Annotated in this window: 18 protein-coding genes; 10 read left to right on the top strand and 8 right to left on the bottom strand. The window is 35.4% G+C overall.

What is annotated here, in order from left to right:
- Positions 1-70: 70 nt before the first annotated feature.
- Together panD and panC are read right to left on the bottom strand one after the other, a co-directional pair.
- Positions 71-421, bottom strand: coding sequence for an aspartate 1-decarboxylase (panD, locus tag HJ01_RS02490; protein WP_007136697.1), 351 nt, complete (start codon positions 419-421; stop codon positions 71-73).
- A gap of 14 nt (positions 422-435) precedes the next feature.
- Complete coding sequence (gene panC / locus HJ01_RS02485) at positions 436-1,314, bottom strand: pantoate--beta-alanine ligase (RefSeq protein WP_007136696.1); 879 nt, start codon at positions 1,312-1,314, stop codon at positions 436-438.
- Positions 1,315-1,392: 78 nt separating this feature from the next.
- Here panC and HJ01_RS02480 point away from each other — a divergent pair, with 78 nt between their 5' ends.
- The 7 genes from HJ01_RS02480 (at position 1,393) to HJ01_RS02450 (ending at position 12,475) form a co-directional block, all read left to right on the top strand.
- Positions 1,393-2,199 (top strand): glycogen/starch synthase, encoded by an 807-nt coding sequence (locus HJ01_RS02480; RefSeq protein ID WP_007136695.1) that lies wholly within the window; start codon positions 1,393-1,395, stop codon positions 2,197-2,199.
- Between the two features lie 21 nt (positions 2,200-2,220).
- Positions 2,221-3,807, top strand: a complete 1,587-nt coding sequence (locus tag HJ01_RS02475; RefSeq protein ID WP_007136694.1) for a DUF4270 domain-containing protein — start codon at positions 2,221-2,223, stop codon at positions 3,805-3,807.
- A gap of 9 nt (positions 3,808-3,816) precedes the next feature.
- Positions 3,817-5,664 (top strand): glutamine--fructose-6-phosphate transaminase (isomerizing), encoded by a 1,848-nt coding sequence (gene glmS / locus HJ01_RS02470; RefSeq protein ID WP_007136693.1) that lies wholly within the window; start codon positions 3,817-3,819, stop codon positions 5,662-5,664.
- A 303-nt stretch (positions 5,665-5,967) separates the two neighbouring features.
- Positions 5,968-8,802: a TonB-dependent receptor domain-containing protein gene (locus tag HJ01_RS02465; RefSeq protein WP_007136692.1), complete on the top strand. Its 2,835-nt coding sequence runs from the start codon at positions 5,968-5,970 to the stop codon at positions 8,800-8,802.
- A gap of 33 nt (positions 8,803-8,835) precedes the next feature.
- Positions 8,836-10,365 (top strand): hypothetical protein, encoded by a 1,530-nt coding sequence (locus HJ01_RS02460; RefSeq protein WP_007136691.1) that lies wholly within the window; start codon positions 8,836-8,838, stop codon positions 10,363-10,365.
- Positions 10,366-10,610: 245 nt separating this feature from the next.
- On the top strand, positions 10,611-12,122 hold the full coding sequence (gene atpD / locus HJ01_RS02455) for a F0F1 ATP synthase subunit beta (RefSeq protein ID WP_007136690.1): 1,512 nt from the start codon (positions 10,611-10,613) through the stop codon (positions 12,120-12,122).
- A 71-nt stretch (positions 12,123-12,193) separates the two neighbouring features.
- Positions 12,194-12,475, top strand: coding sequence for a F0F1 ATP synthase subunit epsilon (locus tag HJ01_RS02450; protein ID WP_007136689.1), 282 nt, complete (start codon positions 12,194-12,196; stop codon positions 12,473-12,475).
- A gap of 81 nt (positions 12,476-12,556) precedes the next feature.
- Here HJ01_RS02450 and HJ01_RS02445 read toward each other — a convergent pair whose 3' ends face one another.
- The 4 genes from HJ01_RS02445 to HJ01_RS02430 all read right to left on the bottom strand — a co-directional run bounded on the left by HJ01_RS02445 (position 12,557) and on the right by HJ01_RS02430 (position 16,875).
- Positions 12,557-12,979 (bottom strand): DoxX family membrane protein, encoded by a 423-nt coding sequence (locus tag HJ01_RS02445; RefSeq protein WP_202946659.1) that lies wholly within the window; start codon positions 12,977-12,979, stop codon positions 12,557-12,559.
- A gap of 187 nt (positions 12,980-13,166) precedes the next feature.
- Positions 13,167-14,288: a hypothetical protein gene (locus tag HJ01_RS02440; RefSeq protein ID WP_007136687.1), complete on the bottom strand. Its 1,122-nt coding sequence runs from the start codon at positions 14,286-14,288 to the stop codon at positions 13,167-13,169.
- A gap of 294 nt (positions 14,289-14,582) precedes the next feature.
- Positions 14,583-15,122, bottom strand: coding sequence for a hypothetical protein (locus HJ01_RS02435; protein WP_007136686.1), 540 nt, complete (start codon positions 15,120-15,122; stop codon positions 14,583-14,585).
- Between the two features lie 256 nt (positions 15,123-15,378).
- Positions 15,379-16,875, bottom strand: a complete 1,497-nt coding sequence (locus HJ01_RS02430; protein WP_007136685.1) for a PLP-dependent aminotransferase family protein — start codon at positions 16,873-16,875, stop codon at positions 15,379-15,381.
- 77 nt (positions 16,876-16,952) lie between these two features.
- Between HJ01_RS02430 and HJ01_RS02425 the strand changes: the two genes are divergently transcribed.
- Positions 16,953-18,773: a TonB-dependent receptor plug domain-containing protein gene (locus tag HJ01_RS02425; protein ID WP_007136684.1), complete on the top strand. Its 1,821-nt coding sequence runs from the start codon at positions 16,953-16,955 to the stop codon at positions 18,771-18,773.
- Positions 18,774-18,833: 60 nt separating this feature from the next.
- Positions 18,834-19,985: an aminotransferase class I/II-fold pyridoxal phosphate-dependent enzyme gene (locus HJ01_RS02420; protein ID WP_007136683.1), complete on the top strand. Its 1,152-nt coding sequence runs from the start codon at positions 18,834-18,836 to the stop codon at positions 19,983-19,985.
- A gap of 130 nt (positions 19,986-20,115) precedes the next feature.
- On the opposite strand, the gene HJ01_RS02415 is transcribed toward HJ01_RS02420, so the two are convergent.
- Together HJ01_RS02415 and HJ01_RS17605 are read right to left on the bottom strand one after the other, a co-directional pair.
- Complete coding sequence (locus HJ01_RS02415) at positions 20,116-20,589, bottom strand: regulatory protein RecX (protein WP_007136682.1); 474 nt, start codon at positions 20,587-20,589, stop codon at positions 20,116-20,118.
- Positions 20,590-21,281: 692 nt separating this feature from the next.
- A complete protein-coding gene (locus HJ01_RS17605; protein WP_007136681.1) occupies positions 21,282-21,434 on the bottom strand; it encodes a hypothetical protein in 153 nt (50 codons plus the stop codon).
- Here HJ01_RS17605 and HJ01_RS17110 point away from each other — a divergent pair.
- Positions 21,424-24,614 (top strand): hypothetical protein (locus HJ01_RS17110; protein WP_238531065.1); only part of this gene is annotated, 3,191 nt, incomplete at its 3' end. The two genes, HJ01_RS17605 and HJ01_RS17110, sit on opposite strands and share 11 nt — an antisense overlap.

Below are 24,614 nucleotides of genomic sequence, written 5' to 3'. Positions count from 1 at the left end.
AATAGGTATGATGGCTATTGTCTTTTAGATTGTAATATTAAAATTACATTTATTTTCGAACTAATTATAATTATGTTAAGGAATTGTCTTTCTCGTTTGGAAAAATAATCCACGGCTTGAAAGATTTAGCTTCTTCAAATTCTAAAGTGGCATATGAAATAATAATAATAATATCATCTTTCTGTACTCTTCTAGCGGCGGGTCCATTAAGTGTTATTTCGCCTGAATTTCTCTCTCCCTTTATGGCATAAGTTTCAAAGCGTTCGCCATTGTTGATGTTGACGATTGAAACTTTCTCTCCTTCAATGATATTTGAAGCTTCTAATAGTGTTTCGTCTATGGTAATACTACCGATATAATTTAAGTCGGCTCCAGTAACTTTTACCCGATGGATTTTTGATTTTAGTACTTGAATTTGCATGCTACAAAAGTAAATTAATTTAATGAAATGGTGTCAATCAATCTAATATTATTGATATTAACTGCTATAAATGCACGATAATTTTTGGTTTTATTTTTTCTTTCGCAAGGCAATAATGCTGTTTCGTCAGCGATTTGAAAGTATTCTAATTCAAAGGATGCGTTTTTCTTGAATAGTTTTTCGACCCATTCTGTTACAGATTTGGCACTATTATTTTTGAACTTTTCTTTAGCGTCATTTAAGATTTGGTATATTAGGGCGCTTTCAGTTCTTTGCTGCTTTGAAAGTCGTTCATTTCTCGAACTCATTGCAAGGCCGCTAGATTCTCTAAAAATGGGACATCCAACAACGTTAACAGCTATGTTGTTTTTTTCGACCATCTTTTTTACTATTTGCAGTTGTTGGAAATCTTTCTCTCCAAAATAGGCATTAGTTGGACTTACAATTTCAAACAACCTTTTTACAATAGTTCCAACGCCGTTAAAATGGCCAGGTCTGAATTTTCCTTCCATTTGATTTTCCAATCCGTCGAAATTAAATTCCTGTGACAAGATTTTTCCTTCATATACATCTTCAGTAGATGGAGCATACAAAATAATTTCAGAACTTAAACCTGATATTTTGGCAATATCAGCTTCCATTGTTCGTGGGTATTTTGATAAGTCGTCAGGGTTGTTGAATTGAGTTGGGTTTACAAAAATGCTAACCACCGTATTTTCGTTCTCATCCAATGATTGTTGCATCAATGACAAGTGTCCTTGATGTAATGCACCCATAGTGGGGACGAAACCAATAGTGGAATGAGGAGTCTTAATAGATTTCAAATAGTCCATCAAAGCTTCTTTTCCATTAAAAATATGCATGGTCGTTTTATTAAAATTAAGTGCAAACATAATATATTAGTTAATAACTGCATAAATTTTTGTAATTTTGCATGGTTTTTATTACCAATAAATTAAGTAAATTACAATATGAAAGATAAGAGGATATTATACGTATCATCTGAAGTGGTGCCCTATTTAGCTGAAAACGAGGTTTCTTTAATGTCTTACGATGTGCCGAAGATGGTTAATGATCAAGGAGGACAGATCAGAATTTTTATGCCTAGATATGGAAATATAAATGAGAGAAGACACCAATTACATGAAGTGATTAGACTTTCAGGGATGAATTTGGTAGTAAATGACTTAGATATGCCGTTGATAATAAAAGTGGCGTCCATTCCTAAAGAAAGAATTCAAGTTTACTTTATTGATAACGATGAGTATTTCAAAAGGAAGGCAACATTTGCAGATGAAGAAGGGGTGATGTATCCTGATAATGACGAGCGTGCCATTTTCTTTGCGAAGGGAGTTGTTGAAACCGTTAAGAAATTGAATTGGGTTCCAGATATCATACATGTTCATGGTTGGATGGCAGCAATGCTGCCTATTTATATGAAACACTATTATAAAAACGAAGCCTTGTTTTCAGACACTAAGATTGTTACATCGGTATACAGTCAGTCCTTTGAAGGAGCTTTGGATCCTGAAATGATTAATAAAGTGATACTAGACGGGATTCCTTCGGAAGCGATTTCTGACTTAAAAACACCTGATTATGAAAGTATTATAAAAACGTCTATTGAGCATTCTGATGCAGTTATTATTGCTTCGGACAGCTTGTCTCCAAGTTTAACAAAATTTATAGAATCTTCAGGAAAACCTTTTTTACCTTTCATCCCTAAAGATGCATTTGCGGAAGCATACAGCAATTTTTATACTAACGAGGTTCTGTAATTTAAACTTTTATTATCTAATATGTACAATAATTCTTTTTTTAAGAAAATTCTAATAGTTGCTTGTGTTGTTTTTTTATATTCCTGTGATAAAGATTATAACTCAATTGGAGATGGTTTGATTGGGGATAATCATTTTGACTTTGCTAAATATACTTCAAGTGTGGTAGCTTATAATCAAAAAATTGGACCAATACAATCTAATAACTTAGCTACAAATTCTTTAGGGATTCTTGAGAATCCGGCATTTGGAACAACAACTTCAAATTTCGCAACTCAATTGACGTTAGAGTCTACAAGTCCTGTAATAGGCAATAACCCTGTAATTGAAAGTGTAACTTTAACGATTCCTTATTTTAGCACATTAGTATCTACTGATACAAATGGGGATCATGTATATGAATTAGATTCTATATATGGTGCCACTGATGCTAAAATTAAGTTGAGCGTATATGAATCTGGTTATTTCATGAGAGATTTAGATCCTGTTGGTGGTTTTCAGGAAGCACAAAAATATTTTACAGATCAAAATGCAGATTTTGATGGTGCTAAAATAGGAGGGCGATTGAATGATAGCGGTATTGTTTCTCAAAACGATTCATTTTTCTTTGACGCTGCTGAGTATAAAGAAACTACTACGACGGATGGTAAGGATGTAGTTACCAGAACAGCTCCTGGGATGCGATTGGCTCTTAACTCAAGTTTTTTCAAAAACAAAATTATTGGTGGATCTGCAGCAGGGAAATTGTCTTCAAATGATATTTTTAGAGAATATTTTAGAGGATTGTATTTTAAAGTAGAAAAGTCAGGGACTACTGCAGGTGCGTTGGCACAATTAGATTTCAAGAAGGGAAAGGTTACCATAAAGTACAAAGAAGATACTTCAGATGCTGATAAGACTAGAGTGGATAAATCGATAGTCCTTAATCTGACTGGGAATACGGTTAGTTTGTTAGGACAAAGCAATACCAATACTTCATATGCAAATGGAACCAATTCAGGAAATATTAACAAGGCTCTTGGAGATGAAAGGTTGTATTTAAAAGGAGGAGAAGGTTCGATGTCGATTCTAGAGTTGTTTGGACCAGATACTGATAATAATGGTGTTGCTGACGAGTTGGAAACTATTAGAAATAATGGATGGTTAATTAACGAAGCTAATCTTGTTTTTCATGTTGATGCAAGTGCAATGGGAAGTGCGTATGAACCAAAACGGATTTACTTATATGACTTAAATAATAGTAGAGCAGTTTTTGACTATGCGGTAGATGCTACGGCAGGTACGGATGCTAAAAACGGTAAAATAGTATATGGTGGTATTTTAAATAAAGAAAATACTGCTGATGGTTTTTATAAGATAAGAATAACAAATCAGATAAGAAATCTTATAAAAAATGCTGATTCAACTAATGTTAAGTTAGGCGTTGTTGTTACGGAAGATATAAATGTGACAGCGTCAAATAAGTTGAGAACAGCGACTTCATCAATATCTCAAGCTCCAAGGGCTTCAGTTATGAATCCTTTAGGAACAGTTCTTTACGGGGGTAAATCTACTGTCCCGGCAGATAAAAGATTGAAATTGGAAATTTATTACACTAAACCTAATTAATATAAAAATATGTGTGGAATTGTTGGATATATAGGTTATAGAGAGGCTTATCCTATTGTTATAAAGGGATTGAAAAGACTTGAATATAGAGGTTATGATAGTGCCGGAGTAATGATTTATGATGGTGAATCTATAAAACTTAGTAAGACAAAGGGTAAAGTTGCTGACCTTGAAGAAAGAGCTTCTAAGGAAATTACTACGAACGGTACTATAGGAATTGGTCATACGCGTTGGGCAACACATGGTGTTCCTAATGATGTCAACTCGCATCCTCACGTTTCTAATTCAGGTGATTTAGTGATAATTCATAATGGTATCATTGAGAATTATGCTCCCTTAAAAGTAGAATTGATTAAAAGAGGTTATGTATTTCATTCAGATACGGACACTGAGGTGCTTGTGAACCTTATTGAGGAAGTGCAAAAAAAGGAAAAAACGAAATTGGGTAAGGCAGTTCAAATTGCACTTAACCAAGTAGTAGGGGCTTATGCAATTGCTGTTTTTGACAAGAAAAATCCAGATGAAATTGTAGCGGCTCGTTTAGGAAGTCCGCTTGCAATTGGTGTTGGTGAAGGGGAATTTTTTATTGCCTCAGATGCTTCGCCTTTTATAGAATATACATCTAATGCTATTTATCTGGAAGATGGTGAAATGGCAAATATTAGATTGCATAAACAAATGAAAGTTCGTAAGATTAAAGATGATTCTTTAGTTAATCCAATTATTCAGGAACTTCAGATGAATTTGGAGCAAATTGAAAAAGGGGGTTACGATCATTTTATGTTAAAAGAGATTTATGAGCAGCCAAGTGTTATTAAAGATACTTACAGAGGAAGGTTGCACGCAAACGAGGGTCTTATTCAAATGGCTGGAGTTGAAGATAATTTAGAAAAATTCTTAAATGCAGACAGGATTATCATAGTTGCTTGTGGTACTTCATGGCATGCAGGTTTAGTTGCTGAATATATTTTCGAGGAATTTGCAAGGATTTCTGTTGAAGTAGAATATGCATCTGAATTTAGATATAGAAATCCAATAATCAACAGTAAGGATGTAGTTATTGCTATATCGCAATCTGGCGAAACGGCCGATACAATGGCGGCAATTAAATTGGCTAAAGAGCAAGGTGCTTTTGTGTTTGGTGTTTGTAATGTTGTGGGTTCTTCTATTTCAAGAGAAACGCATGCAGGTGCTTATACACATGCAGGTCCAGAAATTGGTGTTGCTTCAACTAAAGCATTTACTACGCAAATCACTGTGTTAACGATGATTGCACTTCGTTTGGCTAAAGCCAAAGGAACACTGTCGCATTCGGATTTTCATATGTATTTGCAGGAATTAGAATTAATTCCGGAGAAAGTTAGAGAAGCTTTGGAGACTAATGATAAGGCAAAAGAAATTGCTAAGACATTTATAGATGCACCTAATTGTTTGTATTTAGGAAGGGGTTATAATTTTCCGGTAGCACTTGAAGGGGCTTTAAAATTAAAAGAAATATCTTATATTCATGCTGAAGGGTATCCTGCAGCTGAAATGAAACACGGGCCAATCGCTTTAATAGATGAGCAAATGCCTGTTGTCGTTATTGCTCCTAAACAAGGTCATTACGACAAGATAGTGAGTAATATTCAAGAGATTAAATCAAGAAGTGGAAGAATCATAGCAGTAGTTACGAAGGGCGATACACAAGTGCGCGAATTGGCTGATTATGTTATTGAGATTCCCGAAACTTCTGATGCTTTATCACCATTAATTACCACAATACCGTTGCAGCTTTTATCATACCATATTGCTGTTTTGAGAGGTTGTAATGTAGATCAACCCAGAAATTTGGCAAAATCGGTTACGGTGGAGTAAATTACAATTTTTATAATATTTAATAAAAAAAGCAAGATTTTTGATCTTGCTTTTTTTTTTGCATAAAATTATGCAAAAAGGATCATTTTTATGATAAACATAAATATTCCGTAAATTTAGTATGTATGCATAGTATATTACATCATTTTAACAGATTCACAGAGATAAATATAAAAATCATATTACTGTTATTGTGTTAAAATGTCGCTAATACGTTAACAATAAGGAATTATTTTTAACGTTTTTTTATTAATATTAAAAATAATTGTACTTTGGTGATCTAAATCTATAAAATTCAAGCAAATGAGAATGTATTTACTTTTTTTGTCATTGTTTTTTTGCAGCATAACTTTTGCGCAAAATTCAATTTCAGGTTCAGTTGTTGAAAATGACAACCAACCTATTTTTGGAGCTAATATTAAAATTGTTGGAGAAACTGCAGCGACGGTAACCGACAGTGATGGAAAGTTTACCTTGGTTTCGTCAGGAAAAGTACCTTATGTGATTGAAATTACTAGTATAGGTTTTATTTCAAAAAGGGTAAGTGTTACGTCAAACAATCAAAAAGTTAATGTTGTTCTTAAAGAGGAGCAAAATTTGCTTAATGAAATTGTGGTGTCTGCGTCTAGAACTCCGGAAAGAGTTTTGGAGTCTCCTGTTACTATTGAAAGAATGGGAACGGCTGAGATTAAAAAGTCAGCTTCTGCTACTTTTTATGACGGTTTGGAGAATTTAAAAGAAGTTCAAATGAATACAAGTAGTTTGTCTTTTAAATCAATCAATACGCGTGGTTTTGCAACTGTTGCAAATACTCGTTTTATGCAGTTGGTTGATGGAATGGATAATTCTTCCCCATTATTAAACTTCGTTTTAGGAAACCTGATTGGTGTTTCGGAAATTGATGTGCAAAGTGTGGAGCTATTGCCAGGAGCATCTTCAGCTTTATATGGAGCTAATGCGTTCAATGGGATTTTGTTTATGAATAGTAAAAGTCCGTTCACAAGTCAGGGAATTACTGCTTATGCAAAGTTTGGTCAAACAAGTCAAAAAGCGGCAGGTTCAAATGATTACGTGGATTATGGAATTAGAATGGCGCATGCTTTTAGTCCTAAATTAGCAGCTAAGGCTAATTTTACTTATATGAGAGGTACTGATTGGTATGCAACAAATTATGATGATAAAACTAATGTTGGTAGAGATAGAAGCCATGCTAATTATGATGGTATAAATGTATATGGAGATGAAGTTACCACAAATATTAAAGGAGTAGGGTCATCATTAGCAGCTTTAGGTTTGATACCTGCATCTGCAGTGAATTTACTACCTAATTCTAATGTGAGCAGAACTGGATATAATGAGATTAATTTGACAGACAATAAAGCGAGTAATACTAAAATTGACTTTTCGATACATTACAAGCCTTTTGCGAATGATGTTGAAGTTATCTGGCAGAGTAAATTTGGTTTTGGAAATGCCGTGTATCAAGGTGCGAACAGGTATTATTTGAACAACTTTTTTATGCAACAGCATAAATTAGAAATAAAAGGGAAAAACTTTTTTGTAAGAGGGTATACTACTAATGAAGATGGTGGACAATCATATGATATGCTTTTTACCGGTATTAATATAAATAGAGTTTGGAAAGATGATAAAACGTGGTTTGGACAATATGCCGGTGCATATATAGGAGCTACGTTATTAGGTCAAACACCAGAAAATGCTGAGATTGCTGCAAGAGCTACTGCAGACGCAGGAAGATTAATTCCTGGAACCGCCGCTTTCAATGCTGCTTTTAATAAAGTAACTGGTGAGGCAAGTGTCTTATCGGGTTCAAAATTAGTTGATAATTCAAGGATATATCATTCAGATGCGAACTATAACTTTAAAGATCTTGTTGAATTTGCTGAAATTCAAGTTGGAGGTTCTTATAGAGCTTATCAATTGAATTCTCATGGTAGAATTTATACTGATAAGGATGGGCCAATTAACTACAATGAATATGGAGCATATACGCAATTAACAAAAAAGTTTATAGATGACCGATTGAAATTTACAGGATCAGTTCGATATGATAAAGCACAGAATTTTGATGGTAACATATCTCCAAGAGTTTCTCTAGTGTATTCAGGAGGCGAAAGCAGAAGACATAATTTTAGAGGTTCTTTTCAAACTGGTTTCAGAAATCCATCAACACAAGATCAATATATTGGTTTTAATGTAGGTAGTGCTTTGTTATTGGGTTCAGCTCCAGATAATTTAACGAGGTTTTCTGAAGTGAGGGGTAATGATATTGATGGAAGTGGTACGATTTCTGCTTTTGGTCAAGCTGTACTTGGTTCAAATACAGTTGTTTTGAACGGTTTAAATGCTTACAATAATTCTTATACAGCAACATCAGTTGCTCAGTTTAGCGCAACGGGAAATGCTGCTTTATTGAGAAAAACAAATGTGGATTACGTGAAGCCTGAGCAGGTTAAAGCATTTGAGTTGGGATATCGTTCGTTTATAAGAGATGTATCTATTGATGTTAATGGGTACTATAATATTTACAATGATTTTATCGGAAACTTAAATGTAGTTGCGCCTTATTATGGTACAACGCAAGACGCTCCAAATGCTACTCCAAATCCTGCGGATCCTGGATTCCAAACCTTAGCTGCACTTCAGGGTGGTGACTATAGAGTTTATCAATTGTATACTAATACTAGCGTAGAGATTAAATCACTTGGTTTTGGTCTTGGTCTTTCTAAAAAAGTATACAGAGATTTTGAAGTGGGTGTTAACTATAATTATGCTGAATTTAAGTTCGATCAAGAAAAGGACCCAAGTTTTGAGGCTGGTTTCAATACTCCAAAACATAGGGTGAAAGCATCATTTGGAAATGAAAAATTATTCAAGAATTTTGGTTTTAATGTGAGTGGAAGATGGAATAGTGAGTATTTATGGCAATCTACAATGGTAGATGGTGTGATTGCTGCCGCTACAGTAGTTGATGCTCAAATTAATTATGAAATACCTAAATTAAAATCAACTTTAAAATTTGGGGCTTCTAATATTGGTGGGAAAGAATATGGTCAAGTGCTAGGAGCTGGTTTGATCGGGCAACAGTATTTTGCTTCTTGGACAATCAACCCTTAATATTAAGACAAAAACATATAAAAATATACAACCATGATAAAAAATTTCAAATGGCTACTATTGGTTTCGTTGACCTTTGTGGCATGTAATAGCGACGATGAAGTCGTAATAGTGTCTAACTCATCAGACGGATTGCCTTTGACGGCAGGTTCGGCTAATTTTTCTAAATATGTGGCTTTAGGAAACTCATTAACATCAGGTTATTCAGATGGCGCTTTATTTATTGAGGGTCAAAAGGTGTCTTACAGTAATATAATGGCGCAGCAATTTGCTGAAGTAGGAGGCGGGGATTTTAAAATTCCTTTTATGGCAGATAATATAGGTGGATTTAAAATTAATGGCACTCAATTCGCTGGAGCAAGATTAGCTTCGTCAGGAGGAGCAGCGCCAATTCCAGTTTCAGGAACGCCTTCAACTGAAATTCTTAATCCAGCAGTAGTAGCTGCTGGGCCTTATAATAACTGTGGGGTTCCAGGTGCAAAAAGTTTTCATTTGTTATCGCCAAGTTATGGTAGTGCAGCAGGTATTGCAGTTGGAACCGCAAATCCATATTATGTTCGTTTTGCGACAAATGCTTCTACATCTATTGTGTCGTATGCAATGTCTCAGGCGCCAACATTCTTTTCACTTTGGATAGGAAACAATGATGTTTTGGGGTATGCAACAACTGGTGGTGATGGAACAGATCCAATTACACCTTCTGCTGGCGCTGCCGGGGTTGGTTTTGATGCTACGTATGATGCTTTAGTGGGTGCATTAACGTCAGGAGGGGCAAAAGGAGTTGTAGCGAATATTCCTTATGTAAATACTCTTCCTTTTTTCACGTACATCGCGGCAAACCCAGTGCCATTGAATGCTGAACAAGTGGCGCAATTGAATCCGTTATTTGGAGCGTTGAATGGTATTTTAGCAGCGGCATCTCAGCCTGCTCGTTTCCAAGTGTTAAAGGTAAGTTCAAGTAATCCACTTTTGATTGCTGATGAGATGTTGACTTATGATGCTACAGCTTTATTTGCTGATGCATTACAAAAAGCGCCTTTTAATTATCCAGCTCAAACTGCAGGATTTTTGGCTAATCTTTATGGCAAAGCGCGTCATGCTAGTAATGCAGTAGCAACTAGAGATTATATATTATTAACGGCAGGTGGTTCAATTGGGACAACTAAAGCAGGCTACCCAGCAACAAATAGTACTATAGGAGTAACGTTTCCAATGGAAGATAAAGCAACTTTAACAGCTGGTGAAGTAGCTTTGGTAAAAACGGCGACAGATGCTTATAATGCAAAAATTAAAGCAGTTGCAACAGCTAAAGGATTAGCTTTTGTTGATTCCAATGCTTTGATGAGTCAAGTTTCGGCTGGTGGATTTTCAGCTAATGGATTTACAGTGACTGGCGCTTTTATTACCGGTGGAGGATTTTCAACAGATGGAGTGCATCCATCTCCAAGAGGGTATGCTATGCTTGCAAATAAATTCATTCAAGCTATTAATACGACTTATGGGTCTAATCTAAAGGGAGTAGATTTAGGAAAATATAGAATTTTATTTCCTAAATCGCTTTAAAGTTTGAAATAAAGTGAAGTAAAGCCATCCCTATTTTGGGATGGTTTTAAGTTTTTAGCCTTTTCATTTTCTTATTTGTCTTTTGGAAATGAAATATTTACTAGGGACTTTATTTTTTATCTAAAAAAATATTGATTTTTTATTTTAAAAAATTATCTTTGCAGCTTGAAAAAAGTATCTAATCGATGGAATTCGATAGATTCTATTTCATAAACCTAAATAGCTATTTAATAAATACATAAGTAATGTCAAAAGTAATAGGAAAAGTTGCGCAAATCATTGGTCCAGTAGTTGATGTAGTATTCAACGGTAAAGATGTTGAACTTCCAAAAATTTATGATTCATTAGAAATCACAAAAAAAGATGGTACTTTATTGGTACTTGAAGTACAATCTCACATTGGTGAAAACACCGTTCGTACCATTTCGATGGACTCAACAGATGGTTTGAGTAGAGGTTATGAAGTAGTTGGAACAGGTAATCCTATTCAAATGCCAATTGGTGCAGATGTTTACGGACGTTTGTTCAACGTAATTGGAGATGCAATTGATGGTTTAGGTGATTTACCTAAAACAGGTGAAAACGGAATGTCAATTCACCGTCAAGCACCAAAATTCGAAGATTTATCAACTTCTTCTGAAGTTTTATTCACAGGTATTAAAGTAATTGATTTGATTGAGCCTTACTCAAAAGGGGGTAAAATTGGATTATTTGGTGGTGCAGGTGTTGGTAAAACAGTATTGATTCAGGAGTTGATCAACAATATTGCAAAAGGTCACGGTGGACTTTCTGTATTCGCAGGAGTAGGAGAAAGAACACGTGAAGGAAATGACTTACTTCGTGAGATGTTAGAGTCAGGAATTATAAAATACGGTGATGAATTTATGCACTCTATGGAAAATGGAGGATGGGATTTATCTAAAGTAGATATGTTGGGAATGAGAGAGTCTAAAGCTACTTTCGTTTTTGGACAAATGAATGAGCCACCAGGAGCTCGTGCTCGTGTAGCACTTTCTGGATTATCTATTGCTGAGTATTTCCGTGATGGAGCAGGAACAGATCAAGGGAAAGATGTATTATTTTTTGTGGATAACATCTTCCGTTTTACACAAGCAGGTTCTGAGGTTTCGGCACTTTTAGGTCGTATGCCATCTGCAGTAGGATACCAACCAACATTAGCTACAGAAATGGGAGCGATGCAAGAACGTATCACATCTACAAACAAAGGATCTATTACATCTGTACAAGCGGTTTACGTACCTGCAGATGATTTAACTGACCCGGCACCAGCAACAACGTTTGCTCACCTTGATGCAACAACTGTATTGTCTCGTAAGATTGCCGAGCTAGGTATTTATCCAGCGGTTGACCCGTTAGATTCTACTTCTCGTATCTTAACACCACAAATTCTTGGTGATGAGCATTATGACTGTGCGCAAAGAGTAAAAGAAATTCTTCAAAAATACAAACAATTGCAAGATATTATTGCGATTCTAGGTATGGAAGAATTATCTGAAGAAGATAAATTAGCAGTTTCTAGAGCACGTCGTGTTCAACGTTTCTTATCTCAACCTTTCCACGTAGCTGAGCAGTTTACAGGATTAAAAGGAGTTTTAGTAGATATCAAAGATACTATCAAAGGATTTAATATGATTATTGATGGTGAATTAGATCACTTGCCTGAGTCTGCATTTAACCTTAAAGGTACTATCGAAGAAGCTATCGAAGCTGGAGAGAAAATGTTAGCAGAAGCGTAATCTATTTAAATGGCGAATTTTGAATTATAAATTAATTTAAAATCTAAAATTTAAAATTTAAAATAAAAAAAATGATTTTAGAAATAGTATCACCGGAAGCTTCATTATTCAAAGGAGAAATTACCTCGATATCTGTACCGGGTGTTGATGGAAGTTTTCAAATTTTAAATAATCACGCACCGATTGTTTCCTTGCTTCAGAAAGGAATTGTAAGTTTTACAGCTCCAAGTTTTGAGTTTAACAAAGAGACATCAGGATTGTTTACTAAAGTAAATGCTGAGAACTATACATTAGCTATCACCGCAGGAACTTTGGAAATGAAAGACAATAAAGTAATTGTTTTAGTAGACTAAAATAATTTACATATATAAGAAAAGCCTAACATAATTGTTAGGCTTTTTTTGTTTTATAAATATAGACACAACTGCTGTTGTCTATTTATTAGATTTTCTTGTGTCTAATTCTTTCTTATATTCGGTATTGTATTTTCCTGCTACCACAAGTGCTCCTGCAATCAAAACAAGGTTTTTGATAATGTATTGACCAACTAAGGTTGGGCAATACGGGAAAGTGTCAAAACAAATAGTTTTTAATATAAATACAGGCAAAAGGGTTGCGCACATATGCAGTAATAGTAGAATAATCGCATAGGGAATGATGTGTTTTATTAGTAAACCAATACCAATAATTACTTCGCAAATCCCCAGAATTGGGACAAATATTTCTGGTCTAAACCAATATACTGTTTCCTCTACTAGCTCTCCTGCAGGACTCATACCAAAAACTTTTAAGGCGCCAAACCAGATGTAAACGGTGGCAAGTGCAATACGCATTATAGTAACGCTGTGTTTTTCCATTTTTTTGCTAAACGAAAAATATAATGAGTTAAAAGTAATTTCCATAGTGTGTTTTTATTGAAAGATTAATGCTTCGGGATTGCCTTCATCTCAGTATTAATTGATGAAAGCGTACGTTTTTTATCGAATTAACCGAAATGACTATTTGTATTTAGTTATCTACAGCCGTGAAATAAGGTAGTACTTCTTAAAATCTAGTTGATACCCCTAAGTTTAAGGTGTAATCAGCAAACGCAGCGTCACCCTGCACATGAGTACCTCTAATAATTGAGTTCTCTTTGTCAGTTACGCTTTGTGTACGATTTCTTGCTACTGCAAATGGTACTGATGCGAACACGGTTACTTTTTTATAGTCATAATTAACAGCTGGTTCAATAGACCAGATGTATCCTGGGCGACGGAAATCACCGTTACCCCCTATTAGATCGTAAACTGGTATGCCTTCTAATCTTGTTCCAGCGGTCAGTGATAATCCTTTTATGTGGAGGAAAGAATAATTAAATCCTGCTCTAAACATATATTGATCCGGCACACTCATAAGAGCTTCATTAGCTAAGTTTGGAGATAAGGTTTCTCTATAGGTTCTCGTACCGTTCTGCTCGCGCGGGTTAATTAAATAATAAAAGTTCCCATAAACCCCAAAGTTCTCTATGAAATTATAAAATGTATTTAACTCAAAGGTAATTCCAGTTCCACCATCGCCTAATTGTATAGATTGATCCACGGGGCGTAATTCTTTCGTTCCGTTTGGACCTACGTTATACCAATAATCTTTGTAATTGTAATCTCCTGTTGGTAATTTAAGCCCTAGTCCTAATTGCATGTTTGCTTTTGTGCTTTTTGTAGGGTCTAATAGCCATCTGTAAGCCGCAAATCTGATGTCCCCTATTCCAAAAGAGCTTGTAGAATGTCTTTCTTTTTTTATATAGGTCCCATTTACTAAACCATGTTCATAAAGAGAGGACCGAACATTATTTGCAACAGGAATATCAATCATAATGGACCATCTATTGTTAAGGGTTCTAGTGAGTGATAGGTTAAAAACGGAAGAATAGTTTATGACCTCTGTTTTTTGTATTAGCCTTTGTTTATTTTCTTCTGTTCCAGAAAAATGTCTAAATGATCTAAAGTAGCGCCCGCTAGTGGCTAATTGCCATGCAGCTACATTAGTGCTGTCAGGATGTATCATCATACAACTTGTTGCATTTCCTTTTATTGCAACACATCCCTGTGCAACACTATTTTGAGTTTGTAAGAATATAGAAATTAGTACTATAGCGTAGATATAGAATTGGTTTGGTTTTTTCATTTTTCATTTTTTTATAAATTAAAAGCAGGTTTGTTACTTTGGTAGCTAGTGCCAAAAGAAAACAGTAAAAGGATTTTGTAAATAGAAAACAGGCAAATCACAATGTCTAATAGGAATAATTATGTCATTTTTTTTTTATTAAAAAAGACATAATAGCGTGAGAGGAATAGTGGTTTGTTCTACCAATTTGAAAAGCATAATAGTGCTTTATCACACTGATTTAATGAAAATGCGTGATTGTTTTTGCACTTAAGAGTCAAATTACAAAATGGTTTTACTGCTAGTAATAAAAAATTAAATGAATTTTGGAGGTGCATAAAGCGAATGTAAGTAGCCTGCATTTACCGCTAGATTAATAGCTGCAGTATGTTTGTGTAAGGCTAGATCTAAATTTGGAGAAAAGTCAAGAGCCAAACTTGTGTTGGGGATATAATCTTGAAGAAATGATTTTAATAGTTTTTTTACTGGTGATTCCTTAGAGCTTGTGCTGTCGAATAATTGATTGTCAACAATGTCGTTCAATTGTTTTCCAATGACATCTCCATAGGAATTCCTTAAATAGTATAAACTAAGGATGTTGTTTTGAATTCTTTTTTTGAAAATATGATAACTTTTATTTTCAATAATGACATTTTCATTCACATATTCAAAATCGGTGTCTGCAACAAAGGAATACAAGGAAGCATTCAATTCTATTACTTGAAATTCTAAATCAGATGTTTTTTCCATAACAGAAACCCATGCCTGCTCTTCTTGATAGACAAACATCAGATAGTATCCCAGTACATTGTAAGACAATGATACCAATAAAAATAAGGATGCAATTCGTTTCATAGGGTTCGAAAATAGAAAACTATTCCCCATGAAAAGATCTTAGATATGAATTTTAAGTAATTTTTAACACGTTTTTAATAAAGTATTAAAACGAAAAGGTTTTCGTAAATTTTCACACATTAAATTACGATTAGTATTTCCATATTTGTTAATTCTCAATATAATTTTCTTTCGAATTAATAGCAGTTTTAAAAAGAACTGAAGATTAGCTCAAGATAATTTTTGCAAATTAACAAACAATAAATAGTATGCTTTTTTATTTTAAGGCCAAATCATAAGCCTGTTTCAATTTTTTTACCACGATTTCTATTTCTTCTTCATTCAAATGACCAAAGCCTAGACGAATAGCGCAAGTATCTTTGTCTTGATAAAGTATGGTTTTGGGCAAAAACAAATCGTAGCGTAACGCTTGTTCTGAAAGTTGAACCAAGGAAATTACCGTATTAAACTCCAACCATATTGCAAGGCCGCCCGTTGGTTTTTTAAAACGGATAGCATCTTTGAAATTCTCTTCAAGACATTGGTATAAAAAATCGCGTCTTTGCTTATATACCAATATATTTTTTTTGAGTAATCGATGAATTTCACCTTCATAAATCAATTCGGATAGCATTTGTTCTTGTGTTAAATCGCCTTGGCGGTCTAGCATTTGCAAATAGTTTTTGGCTTCTGAAATTAAATTTTCTGGAGCTACTACAAATCCTGTTTGAAAACTCGGAAATAAAGATTGTCCTAGCTTTCCCAAATAAATCACCATTCCATTTGCGTCTGAGCTGGCCATAGGTAGCATAGCCAAGCCTTCGAACTGAAAATCATAGTCATAATCATCTTCTATAATGGCAAACTGGTATTCCTTTGCAAGTTGTAACAGTTTTAAGCGACGTTCTGCTGCTAATGAAACAGTTGTCGGATAATCACGATTGGCACAAATATAAACACTCCGAATTGCCCCTTTTACAAAATGTTTTTTAATATAATCTACATTTAAGCCTTGTTCGTCAATAGGGATTGTTTTGATGATGGCTCCCGATTGTTGAAAAATCATGTTGGCAGCATAATTGCTCAAATCCCCAACCAAAACCACATCATTCGGGCGAATTAAAAGTTGCGAGATGATGTACAAACTCATTTCTGTACTTCTTGTACTGATGACGTTTTTTGGCTTTATGTGAAGTCCCCTTGTAGCATTTAGATAATTACACAGTTGATTTTCAAATACAGAATACTTTGTTTTTTTATTTTGATTCCATTTCGAAATCAATGATTTGCGCTTCATAGAAGCGCCATACCATTTTGAAAACTCATGAATGGGATGTAGCCTTAAATCCGGTTGCCCATCATTTAGTTCATACTTTGCTTCCGTAAATTCTTGGGTAGATGATAAATGAAAAGAGGTTTGAAAGGGAAATCCAGTGGTTTCTGCAAAGTTATAAATGTCTCCTATCAGGTTCGAGCCCGCTTTTATTGTAGCTGTTCTTTGTTCAGGAACTGATATAAAAGTTCCCTTGTTAGCAATTATTTCAACCCAACCCTGAGAAGCTAATTCACCATATACCGCAACAGCTGTGTTTCTGTGGACATTTATTAATTGGCTAAAGATTCTAGTTCCAGGCAACAAAGAACCTCCTGCTAAATAACTACGCTGAATGGCATTGATGATTTGTTGGGAAATTTGAATATACACAGGGCTAGCACTTGATTTATCAAAGTGGATAAGGCTTTTTAGCAATGTATTAACCGGACTATCTGTCATTTTAAAACTGGACCATTTTAGTAGTCCGGAAAGATACTACTTTTGCAACGTTTTAAAATAATTCAACACTCTAATAAATGAAAAATAAATACTTTTCAGCTTTCTTTTTTATCTGTTCTTTGATAGTAAGTGCACAGGAAAATACACAAAAGACAGATACGTTACAAGAAGTGGTTATTTCATCCAGTAGGATTGATTTGCCTTTCAAAGAAAATTCCAGAACCATTCAGTTAATTACTGCTGATGATATAAAAAAATCCGGAGTGACAAATGTTGCTGATGCTTTACAGCAAATTGCAGGTATTGATGTAAGACGTCGCGGGACTAGTGGTATGCAAGCTGATTTGTATATACGAGGCGGAAGTTTTGATCAAACGCTGCTACTTATAGATGGATTCAAGGTAGATGATGCTCAAACCGGACATCACTCGATGAATTTAGCATTGCCGATTGAAGTTATTAAGAGAATTGAAATTATAAAAGGGCCTGCAAGTCGCGTATTTGGTCAAAATGCTTTTACTGGCGCTGTCAATATAGTTACAAAGGATTCACTTGATAATGATGCTTCAGTACGTCTTCAGGCTGGTTCTTATGGTCAAGTTAGTGCTGCTGTTACCGCTGGAGTTAATTTGAATGAAAGCAGTCATATTTTACATTTTTCAAAAAACACATCTAACGGGTATCGTTATAATACAGATTTCGACAATCAGAATTTTGTATTGAAGAGTGTTTTTAATAAAAACAGATTGCCAATAACCATGTTGGTTGCTCTTTCAGAAAAAAACTTTGGGGCAAATGGTTTTTACTCTACGCCAACAGCTATTGAGCAATATGAGGAAACAAAGGCTAGTTTAGTGGGTTTTTCAACGACTATTAAAAAAGGTAATTTTACTTGGAAACCAAAGGTATATTGGAGACGTAATGAAGACGAATATATTTTTATTAGAAAGAATCCGTCTATTTACAGAAATTTGCATATTTCAAACAAAATTGCTGCAGAATTAAATGGATCTTATACCTCAAATATTGGTGTTACTGGTTTTGGCATAGAAACGGCTAAAGTGTTTCTTTCTAGTAATAATCTGGGGAATAATAACCGTTTTTTAAGTACTTTGTTTTTAGAGCATCGTCTGGAATTGTTTGATAAAAAGTTAGATATTACTCCGGGAGTAGCAGTGAGTTATTTTTCTGACTTCAAATTTTTTGCTTTCCCAGGTATAGATGTTGGATATGAATTGCTTGATAATCTTAAGGTGTATGGTAATTTGGGGTATACCTACAGAATTCCAACTTTTACTGATTTGAATTATAAATCTCCAAATACGATAGGGAATCCTAATTTAGAACCCGAGAAAGCATTTTCGCAAGAAATTGGTTTGAAATGGAATACATCTAATTTTAATATGTTTGCGGCGGTATTTAATCGTAATTCTAATCATTTAATTGATTATGTAAAAATGGAGCTTACGGATCCTTGGCAAGCGCAAAATATTCAAGATGTTACCACTAAGGGTTTTGAAACACAATTGCTCTATAGCTTTAATCTTAATTCATTTGCTCAAAAGTTACAATTGGGTTATTCTTTTATTCAGAATGATATAAAGCAAAGCAGCTATGCTTTCTCACAGTATTCTTTAAATTCACTAAAACATCAGTTTGTGGGGAGTTACAATATGCAATTCTTCAAAAACTTCAGTAATACAATCTCGTATCGTTATGCAGAACGAACTGCTGGTGATTCGTACTCAGTTGTAGATTTGGGTGCTTCTTATACTTTAAATGCTTTTGAGTTGTCTTTGTTTGCTAACAATATTTTCAACACGGATTATACAGAAACGAATTTAGTTCCTATGCCAAAAGGTAATTTATTGTTTGGAGTACAATATAATTTTAGATAGACAATGACAATCTAAACGGAAAGTTCCTGATTATCGACAGAATTTTTATATTTTCGATGTATGAAATCTTTTCCAAAATCAATACAGTCGGAACTAAATCAACAGCAACAAAACGATGCTTTGCAAAAAGGCGCGTTATTCAATGATTTAATTGATTTCGCCTCGAATGATTACTTAGGTTTTTCTCATTCAGAAATTATTTTTAAGGAAACGCAGGAGTATTTAATTAAAAATAAAAGCACTGAAGAAGCAGCTAGCGGTTCCCAGTTTTTGTCTGGGAACCGCAAACTGTATCAGGAGACAGAAGCTTTTATTGCTAATTTCCATCAAACAGAAACCGCGTTGATTTTCAATTCGGGTTGTGATGCTGCTATTGGTTTTTTTAGTGCAGTTCCTCAAAAAGGAGATTTTATTTTATACGATGAATTGTGTAATGCGTCCATTAGTGACGGAATTCAACAGTCGAATGCCAAAGCCTATAAATTCAATCACAATGATTTTGAAGATTTAGAGAAATTGATTTTACTAAATCCAGACACGATTATTTATATCGTCACCGAATCTGTTTTTTCTATGGATGGCGATTGCCCCAATCTAGAAGAATTAGTGCGGATTTCAGATAAACACCATTGTTATTTAGTAGTTGATGAATCGCATGCATTAGGTGTTTTTGATTCAAAAGGCGAAGGATTTGTTCAAATGCTAGGATTACAAGACCCTATTTTTGCTCGTATTTTGACTTTCGAAAATGCTTTAGGATGTCCCGGAGCAGCGATTTTAGGTTCGGTTCAATTGAGGGATTGTTTAGTAAACTTTGCCCAAAGCTTTAAGTCTACCACATGGCTGTCGCTCCATTCCGTTGCTTCAATATTAACTGCCTACCAACATTTCGAAAAAGAGCAACAAACCATTTCGCAACTTCGCAAAAACATCATTCATTTCAATCAAGAAAAGAACATGTTGGGACTGAAACCACTTTTTGTACACAGTAAATCAGCAATACAATCCGCCATCATTCTTGGAAATGAAAATGTTACATCCGGAGCTAAAAAACTTCAAGAAAAAGGGTTTGATGTCAAAGCGATACTTTCGCCAACGGTTCCCGAAGGGCAGGAACGACTTTGTTTTTGTTTACATAGTTATAATTCGGAAGAAGAAATTAGTGAACTGTTGCAATTGTTGAGTGTTTTTATTTTTTCGCCCCAGATTTAAAAGAATCCCAGTAATTAGAAAAGTAATTTTCTCAGTGCTGTTTTTGGCCGCAGATTTAACTGATTTTCACTGATTAAAAAAGTAAAAAATCCGTTTTTTATCCGCAACATCGGTGTAATCCGCGTTCTATTTATTCCATCGCTTCTAATTCCTTAACTTTTTCATAGACTAAATTACTCTCAAAACCTTTTCGCAGCAAATTATCACAAAATTTCTTTCTCTTCTTCAAAGCATTGGTCTCTGAGCTATTTTCCCAAGTCCGATTGGATAGTTTCTCAAAAGTTTCTAAGTATTCTTCTATAGTGATTTCTTTCAGGGCTGTAGTAATCAAGCGAGAATTTATTTTTCTGAATTTAAGCTCATTTGTAATCCGGATAGTTCCCCAGTGTTTAATCCGATGTTTGCCACGCGCAAAACTGCAAGCAAAGCGCTCTTCGTTAAGGAAGTTGTCAGATATGAGTCTTGCAATAATTTGGTCAATTTCGTCCGAGTCCATTTTCATAGATCGCAGTTTAGACTCTACTTCTTCATGGCAACGCTCTTGGTACGCGCAATAATGTTCTATTTTTTTTGTGGCGTCTTTTATAGAAAAAATAGGATTCATAAGAGGTTATAATTTGGGATTATAGGGAGTTTTGGTCAAATTTCGGGTTTTTAATTGGATTTACAAATAATATGCTTTTGGCTTGATTTTTATATATATTTAAAAGGATGTTGGCTTGTTAAGCTAGTGGTTTTTTACTCTTATTTGAGTGATGTAAATTCAAACATACCGCTGATTATAAAATATATAGCAGATTATTATTAAAATTATATTAGTTCAGGAAATCTTATAATAGGCTCTCGATTTTTATATTTATTTCTGTAGAGAGGGTTTTTCATTCTTTCCTTTTAGGGCCTGCTTAAATGTGTATTAATTTAAATTTTTAGCTTAATAAAGTCAGTTGTAATTTTGATAAAAGTGTTGAGGAAGGGCGTTCTTTTCTTTGGGAGCGATTGTGTTTTAGGATCAAAAAAAAGTGTAAAATTTTTAAAACCAGGGTCTTATTTCTTACGTAGATAAATTTGTTATTAAATGACTAAAAATAGAGGAGCTATGAAACTGGTTTTTTGTAAGGCTTTTCGTTTTTGTGATTAATGTACTTTAACGGATAAAATGACAGATAAACGTCTTTATTTTTTTAGAAAAATTTATTTTAGGTTATTCGCGCACGAGTGGACTAAATTTTTATTTTAAAAGTTAAAGTCATTCAAATGATTTTAGCCCCAAAGCAATAAATACCACATGAAGAAAAATTACCCTACGTTAAAAAATCTAGCACCGCTATTTTTTTTGTTATTTAGCTTTACTGCTTTTAACAACGTTTTAAGGTTTTCAACAATTAATTTAAAACCTAAAAACACAAAATTACGCCAATTTAAAAGGTTGTTGTTTTTTTTGTTGTTCATTGTTCTTAGTGTTAATAGCGCTCAAGCACAAGTTACTACGCTAAATGCGTGGACTACTGTATATAATAACACAGGCAATTATTCAGGTATTTATACAGTGCCTATTGGCACCAACACACGTCGTGTTATGGTTGTTGGAATTGCAACCTCAACAATAGATACAAGCATACGATCAGTAACTCTTACTTATGGAGGTCAAACACTCACGGCCATAAATGGTGATATTGGATCTAATGCTAGGCAAAACACACAACTTTATTTTTTAAATGAAGCTGGACTTGATGCAGCAACCAATACTACACTATCGTTTAGTGTAATTAGTACCAGTGGTTCAACAGTTGCAGCAAATACTGTATTTGTTGGAGTTTACGACAATGTTGATCAAACTACGCCAATTACAGATTCTAAAACTTATAGCAGTGGTGCCTCAAATGCAACAACATTTCAATTTACTATAGGCTTAACGATTAATGCCAATGATTTGCCATTAAAAATTCTTAGTTCTATACGTACTGGCGACACTAATTATAGAACAATCAATAATTTTGGGACTAATTGGTCTGTAGATGATCAACTATTTTGGAATTACAATCCAGCTGGAAGCACAGATGACTTGGGGATTTTACACGCAATAGGGACAAGAAGTATTCCTGTTACAAACACAACTGATATTTCCTCAACAACAATGAGTGGAAACTCTCTTATTTCCATGACAGCATTAAGTTTAAAAGCATTTATAGCAAACCCTTCGGTTTCCCCTTATATAATTTCAACACCAGGAACAAGCCCCTTTACAATACCTTCTTGCGTAACCAGCATCACTGTTGAAGCTTGGGGTGGCGGTGGTAGAGGTGGCTCAAGAGCAGATGACAATAGATCTGGCGGTGGTGGCGGTGGTGGCGCTTATAACAATAGTACCTTAACTGTAATACCAGGCCAAGTCTATGATGTTTTTGTAGGGGCAGGCAGTTCATCAAATGCTGCAGGCGGTAATTCAAGGTTTAGATTGCAACCATCAGGTATTGACCTTGTAAGAGCAGTTGGTGGACAAAGTGTCGTTGGTGAGTCAAGAAATGGAGTGGCTGGTGGACTTGCTTCTGCAGGGATTGGCAGCGGAAACAATGGCGGTGCTGGTGGTAATGGCTCAGATGGAAATTATGGTGGTGGTGGTGGATCTTCAGCAGGTACATCATCAAATGGAACTAATGGTAATACCTCTTCTGGAGGAACAGCCCCGTCAGGAGGAGGAAATGGAGGTGACGGAAGAAGTGGAAGCAATGGAGATGGTAACCCCGGTTTTGTTCCTGGCAGTGGTGGTGGTGGTTCAAGAGCAGGTGGTACAGACAGAGACGGCGGTGCAGGTGCCAACGGCCAAGTAATTATTAGTTGGTCAAATACAGGAAGTGTAACAACCTATACTGTTACAGGAGGCGGCAGTTATTGTGCTGGAGGTGCAGGAGTTGTCGTTGGACTTGCAAATTCACAAAACGGTGTAAATTATCAATTGTACAATGGCACCTCAACAGTTGGTTCTGCGTTTTCAGGTACAGGAGCTGCCATCAGTTTTGGCAATCAAATTGCTGCAGGAACTTATACCGTTAAAGCGACAAACGGAGGTTGCACATCAAATATGACAGGCAATGCCGTGGTAACAGTAAATCCAGCTTCTGTAGGCGGTAGTGTTGCGGGTAGCGCCTCCGTTTGTACAGGAACAAACAGTACCGTATTGACATTAAGTGGCCACACAGGAGCAATCACCCGTTGGGAGTCTTCAGTGGACAACTTTACGACAGCAGGTACAGCTATAGCCAATACAACAACAACATTAACGGCTACCGATTTAACGGCAACGACATCTTACAGAGCTGTTTTAACTAATGGCTCCTGTGCTTCTGCTAATAGTGCATCAGCAACGATAACCGTTAATCCATTACTTACTGCCAGTGTAAGTATTGCTGCAAACCCTTCTTTAATAGTTTGCAACGGGACATCTGTTACTTATACAGCCACACCAACCAATGGAGGTTCTTCTCCTGCTTATCAATGGAAAGTAAACGGCACCAATGTGGGCACAAATAGCCCTACTTATACCTATACTCCCGTAAACGGAGATCAGGTGTCTGTTGTTTTAACTTCGAGCGATGCCTGTGCTTCAGGTTTACTCACACAACCAATTCTTAATTTTTCTTGGAATGACAATACAAAGGCAATTACAGATTCGGATTATGGAATAGATGCACTTTCAGGTTCTGGCCAATATGTTGCAGGTGTAGGTGGAATACTTAGCCTTGCGCCTATTACTTCTCCTAAAACCGATATAGATTTAACTTTTAATGGAACAGCACCTGAATTTAACAGTGAAGGCATCGATTACAGTTTAAGTTATTTAAGAAATGAAAGTGATAGCGAATTGTTTACTCGGGGAAGTTCACTAATCATCACAGGTGGTTCAAATTTCAGTGTTTCTTACCGCGTGAGTAACGGTGCTGGGTCTTTTACAACGGTGACTAGCGTAAACTTTCCAATCCTAACGGATAATGCTTTTCATAATTATCGTTTCAGGTATGACCCTTCAGATGGTTATGGCCGTTTATTCGTTGATGGTACACAGAAATGGATTTCACCAACTGCAACACTTGGAAAACCAATGTATTGGACAGGTGCCGGCAATGTAGTTGTTGGAACGATAACAGATGCATCGGGCATTCTATCTCCCACTTTTAACAATCTTTTAATGAGTGCTGTGTATGTAAAAAGTGCTGCGTCACAAGTAACAATGACGGTAAGTCCAGCAATAGCGAACAATACGGTAAGTGCTGCCCAAACTATTTGTACGTCTACAGCACCTTCAGCTTTTACAGGAACTATACCAACAGGCGGAAGTGGTTCTTATGTTTACTTTTGGGAAAGTAGTACTACGAGTGCAACTTCAGATTTTGTCACGGCTTCAGGAACCAGTAATACGAAAGGATATACAGCAGGAGCTTTAACAGCTACCACATGGTATAGAAGAACGGTTACTTCTGGTGGATGTACAAATATATCTACTGCGATTCAAATCACGGTAAATGCATTGCCAACAGCAAATGCAGGTACTGCTTTCACAAAAACATGTACATCCAATCCGACAGGAAAAGCCATAGGAGCAGCCTCAGTGTCGGGAACAACGTATTCTTGGTT

This window comes from Flavobacterium frigoris PS1 (assembly GCF_000252125.1).
GTDB lineage: Bacteria > Bacteroidota > Bacteroidia > Flavobacteriales > Flavobacteriaceae > Flavobacterium > Flavobacterium frigoris_A.
The sequence above is the reverse complement of the archived record's forward strand: the minus strand, read 5'-3'. Positions and strand labels throughout refer to the sequence as shown.